At 67.6% G+C, this 12,182-nt stretch carries 13 protein-coding genes; 3 read left to right on the forward strand and 10 right to left on the reverse strand.

Going from position 1 to position 12,182, the window contains the following annotated elements; translation table 11 throughout:
* The 7 genes from HAV18_RS27355 to argB form a co-directional block, all read right to left on the reverse strand.
* Positions 1-1,068, reverse strand: a complete 1,068-nt coding sequence (locus HAV18_RS27355; protein WP_166962428.1) for a M48 family metallopeptidase — start codon at positions 1,066-1,068, stop codon at positions 1-3.
* Positions 1,058-2,479, reverse strand: coding sequence for an AmpG family muropeptide MFS transporter (locus tag HAV18_RS27360; protein WP_166962430.1), 1,422 nt, complete (start codon positions 2,477-2,479; stop codon positions 1,058-1,060). The genes HAV18_RS27355 and HAV18_RS27360 overlap by 11 nt, the downstream gene beginning before the upstream one ends.
* Positions 2,480-2,598: 119 nt before the next feature.
* Complete coding sequence (metW, locus tag HAV18_RS27365) at positions 2,599-3,207, reverse strand: methionine biosynthesis protein MetW (RefSeq protein WP_166962431.1); 609 nt, start codon at positions 3,205-3,207, stop codon at positions 2,599-2,601.
* Positions 3,204-4,349, reverse strand: coding sequence for a homoserine O-acetyltransferase (locus tag HAV18_RS27370; RefSeq protein ID WP_166962434.1), 1,146 nt, complete (start codon positions 4,347-4,349; stop codon positions 3,204-3,206). The genes metW and HAV18_RS27370 overlap by 4 nt, the downstream gene beginning before the upstream one ends.
* A gap of 384 nt (positions 4,350-4,733) precedes the next feature.
* The gene (gene slmA / locus HAV18_RS27375) at positions 4,734-5,396 is read right to left on the reverse strand and encodes a nucleoid occlusion factor SlmA (protein ID WP_166962436.1); all 663 of its coding nucleotides are present in this window, start codon (positions 5,394-5,396) and stop codon (positions 4,734-4,736) included.
* A complete protein-coding gene (locus tag HAV18_RS27380; protein ID WP_166962438.1) occupies positions 5,363-6,154 on the reverse strand; it encodes a pyrimidine 5'-nucleotidase in 792 nt (263 codons plus the stop codon). Before HAV18_RS27380 ends, slmA begins: the two co-directional genes overlap by 34 nt.
* Entirely contained in the window at positions 6,151-7,050 is a 900-nt protein-coding gene (gene argB / locus HAV18_RS27385; protein ID WP_006754950.1) for an acetylglutamate kinase, read from the reverse strand. The genes HAV18_RS27380 and argB overlap by 4 nt, the downstream gene beginning before the upstream one ends.
* A gap of 305 nt (positions 7,051-7,355) precedes the next feature.
* On the opposite strand from argB, the gene HAV18_RS27390 reads away from it, so the two are divergent.
* The 3 genes from HAV18_RS27390 to HAV18_RS27400 all read left to right on the forward strand — a co-directional run bounded on the left by HAV18_RS27390 (position 7,356) and on the right by HAV18_RS27400 (position 9,646).
* Positions 7,356-7,580, forward strand: a complete 225-nt coding sequence (locus tag HAV18_RS27390) for a cysteine-rich CWC family protein (RefSeq protein WP_166962441.1) — start codon at positions 7,356-7,358, stop codon at positions 7,578-7,580.
* A 91-nt stretch (positions 7,581-7,671) separates the two neighbouring features.
* Entirely contained in the window at positions 7,672-9,090 is a 1,419-nt protein-coding gene (locus HAV18_RS27395; RefSeq protein ID WP_166962443.1) for an ATP-binding protein, read from the forward strand.
* A gap of 13 nt (positions 9,091-9,103) precedes the next feature.
* Positions 9,104-9,646: a response regulator transcription factor gene (locus HAV18_RS27400; RefSeq protein ID WP_021156278.1), complete on the forward strand. Its 543-nt coding sequence runs from the start codon at positions 9,104-9,106 to the stop codon at positions 9,644-9,646.
* 22 nt (positions 9,647-9,668) lie between these two features.
* On the opposite strand, the gene HAV18_RS27405 is transcribed toward HAV18_RS27400, so the two are convergent.
* The 3 genes from HAV18_RS27405 to hslV all read right to left on the reverse strand — a co-directional run bounded on the left by HAV18_RS27405 (position 9,669) and on the right by hslV (position 12,100).
* Positions 9,669-10,031, reverse strand: a complete 363-nt coding sequence (locus HAV18_RS27405) for a hypothetical protein (RefSeq protein WP_166962446.1) — start codon at positions 10,029-10,031, stop codon at positions 9,669-9,671.
* Positions 10,032-10,209: 178 nt separating this feature from the next.
* Positions 10,210-11,553, reverse strand: a complete 1,344-nt coding sequence (hslU, locus tag HAV18_RS27410) for an ATP-dependent protease ATPase subunit HslU (RefSeq protein WP_166962448.1) — start codon at positions 11,551-11,553, stop codon at positions 10,210-10,212.
* A gap of 10 nt (positions 11,554-11,563) precedes the next feature.
* Positions 11,564-12,100 (reverse strand): ATP-dependent protease subunit HslV, encoded by a 537-nt coding sequence (gene hslV / locus HAV18_RS27415; RefSeq protein ID WP_011353540.1) that lies wholly within the window; start codon positions 12,098-12,100, stop codon positions 11,564-11,566.
* Positions 12,101-12,182 lie beyond the last annotated feature (82 nt).

Consider the following 12,182-nt stretch of genomic DNA (forward strand, 5'->3'; position numbering starts at 1 on the left):
TCAACCGGCGCGCCGCACGACCTTGCGCCGCTGCGCGCTGATGCCCGCGTAGTCGGGCAGCGTATCGACGTGCTTGCCGATCGCCTTCGCGTACAGCGGCATCAGGTCCGGCAGCCGGTTCAACAGATCCTGGCGCCGCGCGGTGCTGTACGGGTGCGTGTAGATGAAGCCCGTTGCCTTGTTCGCGCGCGTCGCGACCGCGAGCTTGTCCCACAGCGTGATCGCCGCGCGCGGATCGAAGCCCGCGCGTGCGGCGATGTCGCCGCCGATGACGTCGGCTTCGGTCTCGTCGGTCGGGTCGTAGTGAAGCGACTGCAGGCGCTCGCCGAGGTTCAGCGCCTGCGGCAGCGGATCGCCGACGCCGAACAGCGGCGGCAGCGCGGCGGCGCGCAGCGAAGTTTGCGATGCCGCGCTGAAGTTGCTGCGCGCATGTTCGCGCAGCGCGTGCGCGATGCCGTGCGCGACCAGCACGCCGAGCTCGTCGTCGTTCAGCCGGATGCGGTCGAGCAGGCCGCCGTACACGAGCACCTTGCCGCCCGGCAGGCAGGTCAGGCGGATGTCGCGCGAGCGAATCACGTTCACGTCCCACGCCCAGTTCTTCACGCGATCGTTCCACTTCACCGAATACGGCGCGAGCTTCGCGACGATCGCGCGCAGGCGCTTCACGCGCGGCTGGTTCGCGGGCAGCAGGCGGTTGCTGTCGGCGGCCGCCTGTACGATCTGCGCGTATTCGTTCGCGGTGAGCTGCTCGAGCAGCGGCGACGGCAACAGCGTGCGGAATGCGATCGCATTGCCGTAGCGGACCTGTGGCGTCGTCGGCGCATAAGCCTTCGTCGACGCGGCGGCGCCGGTCGGCTGCGCGGGTTCGGCGGCGGCCGGTTGGGCGGGGACGGCGGAAGTCGACGTTGCAGGCGGTGAAGCCGGTGCAGCGGCCGGCGCGGAGCCCGCGGCGGTTGCGCTGGGCGCGCCGGTGTCGGCCGCATGGGCGAACCCCGCGGCGAGCGCTGCGGCACCGACGCTCCACGAAGCCGCAACGCGTGCGAGGCGGTGCAGGCGGTCACTGCGCACGGCTGGCCTCGCCGTTGCGTGCGGTGCCGTTCCACGGCGCGATCTTGAACAGCAGCAGCATGCCGGGAATCGCGAGCGCGGTGCACGCGATGAAGTAGTCGAACCAGCCGATCTTCGCGACGATGAAGCCGCTCGCGGCCGACGCGAGCGTGCGTGGCACCGACGCGAGGCTCGTGAACAGCGCGAACTGCGTGGCCGTATAGCGCGGGTCGGTCGTGCTGGCGATGTACGCGACGAACGCGGCCATCGTCAGGCCGGTCGTGAAGGTTTCGAAGCCGTAGACGAGTGCGAGCGCGACGGTCATCGGGCTCAGATGCGGCGTGACCTCGAAGCCGAAGATCGACAGGAACGACGCGAGCGCGTGGCTTGCCGTGACCGTGAATTCGTAGAGCACCGCGAGCACCGGCGAGCTGGGGCCGACCTGCGCAAGCCACGCGAAGCCGAGCGTCGACACCATCTGCAGTGCGCCGAAGACCCACAGCCCGCGGCCGATGCCGATCTTCACGAGCCAGATGCCGCCGATGATGCCGCCGGCGACGCTCGCGACGAGCGCGGTGGTTTTCGCGACGATGCCGATCTCGGTGCGCGAGAAGCCGATGTCGAGGAAGAACGACGTCGACAGCGTGGTGGCCATCGTGTCGCCGATCTTGAACAGGAAGATGAACGCGATGACGAGCAGCGCGCCGGCCCAGCCGTCGCGCTGGATGAATTCGCGGAACGGCAGCACGATCGCGTCGCGCAGGTTGCGCGGCGGTGCGCCGACCACTTCGGGCTCGCGCACCAGCAGCGTCATCAGGATGCCCGGCAGCATGAACGCGCCGGTGAGCGCGAACACGGCGTCCCACGGCATGTGGTCGGACAGGATCAGTGCGAGCGAGCCGGGAATCAGCGCGGCGAGCTTGTACGCGTTCACGTGCACCGCGTTGCCGAGGCCCTGCTCGGTGTCGCGCAGCAGCTCGCGGCGATACGCGTCGATCACGATGTCGGAGCTCGCGCCGAAGAATGCGACGAGCGTGGTGAGTGCGGCAACCGTCCAGATCGAGTCGCGCGGCGACACGAAGCCGAGCGCTGCGATCGCGCCCGCGACCAGCACCTGCGTGAGCAGCATCCAGCCGCGCCGGCGGCCCGGCCGCCAGCCGGGCAGGCGCGGGATGTAGCGGTCCATCAGCGGCGCCCACAGGAACTTCCACGTATACGGGAACTGGATCAGCGCGAACAGGCCGATTTCCTTCAGGTTCACGCCTTCCGAGCGCAGCCATGCCTGCACGAGGTAGACGAGCGTGAACAGGGGCAGGCCCGACGTGAAGCCCAGGAACACGCAGATCAGCATGTGCGTGTTCAGATAGGCTCGCCAGCCGGGGTGCTCCTCGTGAGCGGTGAGTGCGGGCGCCTCGTGTGGCGTTTTCGACATGGACAGAAACTGGGTAGCGTTGACTGATTGCGGCGGCAGCGCAGGCGGTGGCGCGGGTAGCACAGGAGCGCGGCCGCGCGTGCGTGCGGGCCGTCGGCGTTCGTCAACGGCCTCCCGGCTCAGCTGCGCTTGACGCGATAGACAGCAAGACTACCACGCCAGTTCGCTCCCCATCGAATCGGCTGGCCTTCGTGCAGCACGACGCGGTCGAGGATCGTGACGCCGACTTCGGGCGCGAGCGCCTCGAAATCCTCGATCGTCAGCACCCGCACGTTCGGCGTGTTGTGCCACTGGTACGGCAGCGATTTCGACACGGGCATCCGGCCGTGCAGCACCGACAGCCGGTGCGACCAATAGCCGAAGTTCGGGAACGACACGATGCACTCGCGGCCGACGCGCGCCGTTTCGCGCAGGATCGCGGCCGTCTGGTGAATCGTCTGCAAGGTTTGCGACAGGATCGCGATGTCGAAGCTGTGGTCTTCGAACAGCCGCAGGCCGTCCTCGAGATTCTGCTGGATCACGTTGATGCCGTTCTTCGCGCTCGCGAGCACGCCCGCATCGTTCAGTTCGATGCCGTAACCGGTGACGTCCAGTTCTTCCATCAGCAGCGCGAGCAGCGAGCCGTCGCCGCAGCCGAGGTCGAGCACGGTCGAGCGCGGCTCGACCCAGCGCGCGATCGTGCGGAAGTCCGCGCGCGCGGACAGGGAATTCAGCGCTTGCTGGTTCATGCACCCACCTCGTTGGCGATTCGTTCGTAATACGCGCGGATCAGGTTGTGATAGCGCGCGTCGTCGAGCAGGAACGCGTCGTGACCGTGCGGTGCGTCGATTTCCGCGTAGCTGACCGTGCGCTTGTTGTCGAGCAGCGCCTTCACGATCTCGCGCGAGCGTGCAGGCGCGAAACGCCAGTCGGTCGAGAAGCTCGCGATCAGGTATTTCGCCTGCGTCTGTGCGAGCGCGGCCGTCAGGTTGCCGTCGAATGCCTTCGCCGGGTCGAAGTAGTCGAGCGCGCGCGTGATCAGCAGGTAGGTGTTCGCATCGAAGTAGTCGGCGAACTTGTCGCCCTGGTAGCGCAGGTACGACTCGACTTCGAACTCGACGTCGAAGCTGAAGTTGTACGCGTCGAGCGCGCCGTCGGCGCGGCGCAGCGCACGGCCGAATTTCTCCGCCATGTCGTCGTCGGAGAGATACGTGATGTGGCCGATCATTCGCGCGACGCGCAGGCCGCGCTTCGGCTTCACGCCGTGCGCGTAGTAGTCGCCGCCGTGGAAATCGGGATCGGACAGGATCGCCGAGCGCGCGACCTCGTTGAACGCGATGTTCTGCGCGGACAGCTTCGGCGTCGACGCGATGTCGATGCAGTGCGCGACGCGCTCCGGATACATCAGGCTCCATGCGAGCGCCTGCATGCCGCCGAGGCTGCCGCCCATCACCGCGGCGAAGCGCTCGATGCCGAACGCGTCGGCAACCCGCGCCTGCGCGTGCACCCAGTCCTCGACGGTGACGACCGGGTAGCGCGCACCGTACGGCTTGCCGGTCGACGGATCGACGCTCATCGGGCCGGTCGAGCCGAAACACGAGCCGAGGTTGTTCACGCCGATCACGAAGAAGCGGTTGGTGTCGAGCGGCTTGCCGGGGCCGACCATGTTGTCCCACCAGCCGGTGCTGCGCGGATCGTCCGCGTAGACGCCGGCGACGTGGTGCGACGCGTTGAGCGCGTGGCAGACGAGCACCGCGTTCGAGCGCGCGGCGTTGAGTTCGCCGTACGTCTCGACGACGAGCTGATAGTTGCCGATGACGCTGCCGCTTTGCAAGCGCAGCGGTTCGGCGAAGTGCATGGTCTGTGGAGCGACGATGCCGATCGATTCCATTCGTTCCGCCTTATGCCTTGTGACTGGGCGGCTAAATGGTGTCGGCAAGGCGCGGAGTCGGAGATGCGCGGCTGACGACCTCTTTAGCCGCATTTGTAGTGAACCGCCGGGGAACGACGCATCGACGCATCAAGCCCCGGCCGGTTCGCGCGCCCGCAATCGAGTCAGCAAATCGGCGCGCTTCCGGCCTGCCGCCAAGGAGGCGGCAAGTCGGACGAGTATAGCGGAATTCGGCAGGGCACGGATTTCGCGGCACAGCCGCCGGTTTGCAGGCGCGAATCGTCGAGTATCGACGGAGAGGCGCCCGGCATGAACAGGAGCGACGCGCAGTCGCCAGTCGTGCCGGAGCGGCGAGCGTGGTTTTGCTGTCGGCGAACGCTCCGCTTACTGCAGGATCAGCAGCAAATGCGCATCGGCCTGCTCGCCGGGCGATTTCTGGAACCCGCCCTTCGCGAAGCGGTGCCACCTGCCGATCACGTAGCTGACGAGCAGGCTGGCGCGCGCAGCGGGGTCGTAGTCGGCCGGCAACGCGAACGACGCCGCGCCGTCGGGCGCATGCGCTTCCGTGCGCGCGACCCGCAGGCACTGCTTGACCGTCGCCTCGATGCGATCGAGCAACTGGTTCACGCGCTCGGTGAGCCGCTCGTCCTCGCCGACGAGCGCCTCGCCGGTCAGCACGCGCGTCATCCCGGGGTTCTTCGCGGCGAAATTGAGCATCGTCAACGCGATCGTGCGGGCCTGCAGCACGCCGTTCGGCTCCTTGGCGACGATCTGGTTGACGAGACCGAACAGCGCCTCCTCGATGAACTCGATCAGGCCTTCGTACATCTTCGCCTTGCTGGAGAAATGCCGGTACAGCGCGGCTTCCGACACATCGAGCCGGGCCGCGAGCGAGGCCGTCGTGATTTTTTCGGGCTTCGGTGCCTCGAGCATCGCGGCGAGCGTCTGCAGGATCATCACGCGCCGCTCGCCCGGCTTCGGGCGCCGGCGGGACGGCGTGGCCTGGTCTTCCGTTACGGCTTGGTCCTGCGGGTAAGTCGGCTGCATTTTTGTCGCCCCGATCGTGTGCCCAGTCGCAGCGATTTTAACGAACGAATGCGCTGGTCGACATAATGCGGCCGGCCGATGTTCGGCAGATCACCCGGCAGGTGGCCGGTGATCCAGACCGTGCCGATGCCGAGGCGCTTGTAGTGCTTCAGGTGGCTGCGGGTATCTTCGACGAGGATCGCGTCGCTCATGCGTGCGTGCGCGGCGCGTAGCGCCCGGCGCAACATCGTGTGATCGGGCTTCGCGCGCCACGTGCGGCGGTCGCGCATGTGCTCGATCGCGATCACGCGCTCGAACAGCCGTTCAATGCGCAATTCGCGCAGCACCGCGCGCGCGTAGTTCTCCGGCGCGTTGGTCAGCAAGAGCTTGCGGCCCGGCAACGCGGCGAGCATCCGCGCGAGGCCGCGTTCGGCGCGCACCATCGCGGGCAGGTCGGAAAACGTGTGGACGACCCGCAGGAAGTCGTGCGGATCGATCGGATGATGGCGCGTGAGGCCGAGGAGCGCCGCGCCGTAGCGCTGCGTGTAGCCGGTGCGCAGCCGGTCGGCCTCAACGCGCTCGACCTCCAGCGCGTCGATGATGTATTGCGTCATCGCCCTGTTGATCTCGGGAAAGATCGCGTGCGATGCGTGGTGCAGCGTGTTGTCGAGATCGAACAGCCAGACGGGCGAGCCGGCGCGCGGCCGGCTGCGCGAAATGCGCCGGCGTCGCAGTGGCGCCGGCAGATCGGGACGGGTGGTTTTGCGGCGCGCGCTCAATGCGAGCGGATCATCGTGCCGAACGGCTGCTCGGTCAGGATTTCCAGCAGCACCGAGTGCTCGATCCGGCCGTCGACGATGTGCACCGACTTCACGCCGCTCTTCGCAGCATCGAGCGCCGACGAGATCTTCGGCAGCATGCCGCCCGAGATCGTGCCGTCCTCGAACAACGCGTCGATCTCGCGTGCGGACAGGTCGGTCAGCAGGTTGCCGTCCTTGTCCATCACGCCGGGGATGTTGGTCATCATCAGCAGCTTCTCGGCGTTCAGCACCGTGGCGAGCTTGCCCGCGACCAGGTCTGCGTTGATGTTGTACGAGAGGCCGTCTTCGCCGAAGCCGATCGGCGAGATCACCGGGATGAACGCGTCGTCCTGCAGCGCCTTCACGACCGCCGGGTTGATCGCCTCGACTTCGCCGACCTGGCCGATGTCGATGTACTGGCCAGGGTTGTCGCGGTCCGGCATCAGCAGCTTGCGCGCGTGGATCAGGCCGCCATCCTTGCCCGTCAGGCCCACCGCGTGGCCGCCGAAGTGGTTGATCAGCGTGACGATGTCCTGCTGCACTTCGCCGCCCAGCACCCACTCGACGACTTCCATGGTCTCTTCGTCGGTGACGCGCATGCCCTGGATGAAGGTGCCGGCCTTGCCGATCTTCTTCAGCGCCTGGTCGATCTGCGGACCGCCGCCGTGGACGATCACCGGGTTGATGCCGACCAGTTTCAGCAGGATCACGTCGCGCGCGAAGCCTTGCTTGAGCCGCTCTTCCGTCATCGCGTTGCCGCCGTATTTGATGACCACGGTTTTCCCGTGGTAACGGCGGATATACGGCAGCGCCTCGGCGAGGATTTCTGCTTTCAGCGTCGGGGCGATCTGCGAGAGGTCGATGGGCTCGGACATGGCGGCGGCTCTGGCTGGGAACGGTTGAAACACGGCGAATTGTACAGGAGTGGCGCAGCGCAGCATCGGGTTTTTGGGCGGGCCGGAACACCGGCGCGCGGCTCGGGCATCGCGCGCCGCGGCCCGCCGGCTATGGCGCGGCGCGATGCGGGCAGCGATACGGGCAGCGGTGCGCGGGCGGCGGCGGCGAGGTGGCGCGCGGGCGTTCGCGACGGCCATTGGCCGAGTGGCCGGCGTGCAAAATCCGTTCGCCGCGCTATGCTTGTCGCGTAGGGCGGCTTCACGCCCGCTTCCGCGCTTCCGCCATGACCGATTCTGCCGCCGACGCCCGTTCCGCCCCGCGCCGTGCGCGCTGCCCGCACTGCGGGCGCAGCTTCGACTGCGGCGCCCGCACGCAGCCGTTCGAATGCTGGTGCGCGTCGATGCAGGCATTGCCCGACGGTACGCCGCCCGCAGCCGGCACGCGCTGCCGGTGCCCCGAGTGCCTGGCCGACGAGATCGCGCAGCGGTTGGCCGGCGCGACCGGCTGATGGCACCTGCCGCGCACGCAGGCATCCCGCTCACCGCACGCCGATCCGGCCCCGCTAGAGGCGCTGCCCGCTAAACGGGTAAACTGCTCGGATGCAACGAATCACCACCACCGGGCGCGTCAACCTCAGTCACCTGTTCTGGCTCCGCAATCTCGCGATCATCGGCCAGCTCGTGACGATCGGCGTCGTGCAGACCTATTTCGGCGTGCATCTGCCGTTGCCGGCGATGCTGATGGTCATCGCGCTCGAAATCGTTTTCAACGCGCTGACCTGGGTGCGCGTGCTGCGCGCGCGGCCCGAGACCAATTTCGAGCTGCTCGGCCAGCTGTGGGTCGACCTCGGCGCGCTGTCCGCGCTGCTGTTCCTGTCGGGCGGCACGACCAACCCGTTCGTGTCGCTGTACCTGCCTTCGCTCGCAATCGCGGCGGCGGTGCTGCCGTGGCACCTGATGATCTGGCTCGCGGCGTTCGCGGTCGCGTGCTACGCGGCGCTCGGCTTCGACTCGGTGCCGCTCAACATGGACAACCCCGCGAACCTGTTCGACTACTACCGTACCGGGATGTGGGCGAACTTCATGGTCAGCGTCGGGCTGATCGCGTGGTTCGTCGCGCGCATGTCGAACGCGCTGCGCCAGCGCGACGCGGCGCTCGGCGAAGCGCAGGCGCACCTGCTGCGTGACGAGCGGGCGGTCGCGCTCGGCGTACAGGCCGCCACCGTCGCGCACGAGATGGGCACGCCGCTGTCGACGATCGCGATGCTCGCCGAAGAGCTGCGCGACGCGGCGCGTGCCGACCCGGGGCTGGCCCGCTACGAAGCCGACCTGAAGGTGCTCGAAGAGCAGATGACACTCTGCACGTCGGCGCTCGCGCGCCTGCGCAGCCGCGCGAGCGCACCCGCGAGCCGCCAGCCGGTGGATGACTGGCTCGACACGTTCGTCGAACACTGGCGCTTGCGGCATCCGCACGTGCAGTTCGAGCTGCTCGGTGCGCGTCCGGCGGGCGTCGCGCTCGACGACACGGTCGCGGCCGGCCAGATCCTGACGATCCTGCTCGACAACGCTGCGCGCGCGAGCCCGCAGCGCGTGACGCTGGCCGCGAAGGTCGCGCACGCCGGCACGGCCGACGAGATCGAATTCGAGGTGTGCGACGACGGGCCCGGCATTCCGGCCGCGTTGCGCGAGTCGCTCGGCGCGATGCCGGTCGACAGCACGCAAGGCGGGCACGGGGTCGGCCTGTATCTCGCATTCAGCGCGGCCGCGCGGCTCGGCGGCGAGATCGAACTGTCCGACGTCGTGCCGCGCACGACGGGCGGCAACGGGCGGGCCGGCAGTGCGGCGAATGGTCACGCCGCGGCAGGCTCGGGGCAACGCGCGGGGCAGCGCGTGGCCGAACGGACAACCGGCACGCCGGACAACCGCCCGGCCGGTACGCCCGCCTCGCGCGGCACGCGGGCCGTGCTGCGCCTGCCTGCCGTGCGCGTCGCGGTGCCGGCTGCCTCAACCAACACGTAGACGGAGAAACCACATGAGCGAGAACAATTTCCTGGTGATCGACGACAACGAGGTGTTCGCGGGCACGCTCGCGCGCGGCCTCGAGCGCCGCGGTTACGCGGTCCAGCAGGCGCACGACAAGGAGGCGGCGCTGCGGCTCGCCGCAGGCGGCAAGTTCCAGTTCATCACCGTCGACCTGCATCTCGGCGAGGATTCGGGCCTGAGCCTGATCGCGCCGCTGTGCGACCTGCAGCCCGATGCGCGGATCCTCGTGCTGACCGGCTACGCGAGCATCGCGACCGCCGTGCAGGCGGTGAAGGAAGGCGCCGACAACTATCTCGCGAAACCCGCGAACGTCGAGTCGATCCTCGCCGCGCTGCAGACCAACGCGACCGAAGTGCAGGCCGACGAGGCGCTCGAGAATCCGGTCGTGCTGTCGGTCGACCGGCTCGAATGGGAGCACATCCAGCGCGTGCTGGCCGAGAACAACAACAATATTTCGGCGACGGCGCGCGCGCTGAACATGCATCGCCGCACGCTGCAGCGCAAGCTCGCGAAGAAGCCGGTGCGGCAGTAAGCGGGCACGTGCGCCCGGCGCGTCAGGCGGGTGTGCCCGGGGCTCGCGACAGGCAGGCGACGATCTCGCGTTTCAGCAGGAGCGTGAGCAGCGCCGAGTAGACGATATTTCCGAGCAGCGGCGCGAGCCCGCCGATCAGGATGGCGATGGCCAGCGGCCATGGCTTTGCCGATACGCAACTCGCGACGAAGCGGATGCCGATGCTGAACGCCACGCTGGCGAGTGCGATACCCGCCAGCGTGCCCAGCCACGCGAGCACAAACGCGACGTTGTAGCGCCGCAGCGAATCCCGCCTGATCCGGCGCATGAGCGACAGGATGTCGGCGCGCGTGAGTGCGAGCAAGGCCGGCACGATTCGGCCGGCGACGGACGGGTAGAGGATCATTCGAAAGCGGCGACGAATGCGTCTGTTCGTAGTCTGAGGAATCCAGATTATAGGGACGCACCAGAGCGCTTGCCATCTGCCCCGTTCCAGGGGCAGGCACGTGCGCTGCATCATGTGGCCATGAAAAAACGGGCGACCCCGGAAGGGGCCGCCCGTTTTTCGTCGGACGCTGCGCGCGTTACAGCACGTAGCGCGACAGGTCTTCGTCCTGCGACACTTCGCCGAGCGCGCGATCGACATACTTCGCGTCGATCGTCACACGCTCGCCCGCATGGTTGCCGGCCGAGAACGACACTTCCTCGAGCAGTTTCTCGATCACCGTGTACAGCCGGCGCGCACCGATGTTCTCGGTCTTCTCGTTGACCGCATAGGCGATCTCCGCAAGACGGCGGATGCCGTCCTGGGCGAATTCGAGCTGCACGTCTTCGGTCGCGAGCAGCGCCTGGTATTGCTTGACGAGGCTCGCGTCGGTCGCGTCGAGGATCGCCTCGAAGTCTTCCACCGACAGCGAGTCGAGCTCGACGCGGATCGGGAAGCGCCCCTGCAGTTCCGGAATCAGGTCGCTCGGCTTCGCGAGGTGGAACGCGCCGCTCGCGATGAACAGGATGTGATCGGTCTTCACCATCCCGTACTTCGTGTTGATCGTCGTGCCTTCGACGAGCGGCAGCAGGTCGCGCTGCACGCCCTGGCGCGACACTTCGCCGCCGCTGCCTTCGTTGTTGCGCGACGTGATCTTGTCGATCTCGTCGAGGAACACGATGCCGTTCTGCTCGACGTTCTGCACGGCCTTCGTCTTCACTTCCTCGTCGTTCAGCATCTTCGCCGCTTCCTCGTCGGTCAGCAGCTTCAGCGCTTCCTTGATCTTCACCTTGCGGCGCTGTTTCTTGCCGCTGCCGAGGTTCGAGAACATCGAGCGGATCTGCTCGGTCATCTCTTCCATCCCCGGCGGCGCCATGATGTCCATGCCGGCCGACGGCTGCTCGAGGTCGAGCTCGACTTCCTTGTCGTCGAGCTGGCCTTCGCGCAGGCGCTTGCGGAACGTCTGGCGCGTCGCGTTGTTGTCGTCGTTCGCGTGTTCTGCGTTGCCGCCGAAGCCCACCGCGCGCGGTTGCGGCAGCAGGATGTCGAGGATGCGGTCTTCCGCCTGGTCGGTCGCCTTGCTGCGCACCTTGCGCATCTCGGTTTCGCGTGTCTGCTTGACCGAGGTCTCCATGAGGTCGCGCACGATGCTGTCGACGTCACGGCCGACGTAGCCGACTTCGGTGAACTTGGTCGCTTCGATCTTGATGAACGGCGCATCGGCGAGCTTCGCGAGGCGGCGCGCGATTTCGGTCTTGCCGACGCCCGTCGGCCCGATCATCAGGATGTTCTTCGGCGTGATTTCCGTGCGCAGCGGATCGGCGACCTGCTGGCGGCGCCAGCGGTTGCGCAGCGCGACCGCGACGGCCTTTTTCGCCTTGTTCTGGCCGATGATGTGCTTGTCGAGTTCCGAGACGATCTCGGCAGGGGTCATGGTGCTCATGGTGCGGTCCTTACTCGATCGTTTCGATGATGCGGTTGTGGTTCGTATAGATGCACATGTCACCGGCGATCTCGAGCGACTTCTCGACGATCTCGCGCGGCGACAGCTCGGTGTTCTCCGCGAGCGCGCGGGCCGCGGCCTGCGCATATGCACCGCCCGAGCCGATCGCGCAGATGCCCTCTTCGGGGTCGAGCACGTCGCCGTTGCCGGTAATCACGAGCGTGGTGGTCGCATCGGCCGTGATCAGCATCGCCTCGAGGCGGCGCAGCATCCGGTCGGTGCGCCAGTCCTTCGCGAGCTCGACGGCCGCGCGGGTCAGGTTGCCCTGGTGCTTCTCGAGCTTCGCCTCGAAGCGGTCGAGCAGCGAGAACGCATCGGCGGTGCCGCCCGCGAATCCGACCAGCACCTGGTTGTTGTAGATCCGCCGCACTTTCCGCGCGCCACCCTTCATGACGATGTTGCCGAGGGTTACCTGGCCGTCGCCGCCGAGCGCGACCTTGTCGCCGCGCCGGACCGAAACGATGGTCGTGCCGTGAAATTGCTCCATCTGCGTTCCTTGAGAAAAACGGGGAAGAGTCGGGCGGCGCGAGGCGCCGCCGCGTAACTCGCAGTGCGCCGGGAAGCGGCCC

The organism is Burkholderia sp. D-99, assembly GCF_011605345.1.
GTDB lineage: Bacteria > Pseudomonadota > Gammaproteobacteria > Burkholderiales > Burkholderiaceae > Burkholderia.

Bases quoted from the DNA above. Each gene is read 5' to 3' on its own strand.
- slmA (WP_166962436.1), bottom strand. From the start codon at position 5,396: ATGCAGCCGACTTACCCGCAGGACCAAGCCGTAACGGAAGACCAGGCC.
- argB (WP_006754950.1), bottom strand. From the start codon at position 7,050: ATGTCCGAGCCCATCGACCTCTCGCAGATCGCCCCGACGCTGAAAGCA.
- HAV18_RS27370 (WP_166962434.1), bottom strand. From the start codon at position 4,349: ATGGAATCGATCGGCATCGTCGCTCCACAGACCATGCACTTCGCCGAA.
- HAV18_RS27395 (WP_166962443.1), top strand. From the start codon at position 7,672: ATGCAACGAATCACCACCACCGGGCGCGTCAACCTCAGTCACCTGTTC.
- HAV18_RS27360 (WP_166962430.1), bottom strand. From the start codon at position 2,479: ATGTCGAAAACGCCACACGAGGCGCCCGCACTCACCGCTCACGAGGAG.
- HAV18_RS27390 (WP_166962441.1), top strand. From the start codon at position 7,356: ATGACCGATTCTGCCGCCGACGCCCGTTCCGCCCCGCGCCGTGCGCGC.
- hslU (WP_166962448.1), bottom strand. From the start codon at position 11,553: ATGAGCACCATGACCCCTGCCGAGATCGTCTCGGAACTCGACAAGCAC.
- metW (WP_166962431.1), bottom strand. From the start codon at position 3,207: ATGAACCAGCAAGCGCTGAATTCCCTGTCCGCGCGCGCGGACTTCCGC.
- hslV (WP_011353540.1), bottom strand. From the start codon at position 12,100: ATGGAGCAATTTCACGGCACGACCATCGTTTCGGTCCGGCGCGGCGAC.
- HAV18_RS27400 (WP_021156278.1), top strand. From the start codon at position 9,104: ATGAGCGAGAACAATTTCCTGGTGATCGACGACAACGAGGTGTTCGCG.
- HAV18_RS27405 (WP_166962446.1), bottom strand. From the start codon at position 10,031: ATGATCCTCTACCCGTCCGTCGCCGGCCGAATCGTGCCGGCCTTGCTC.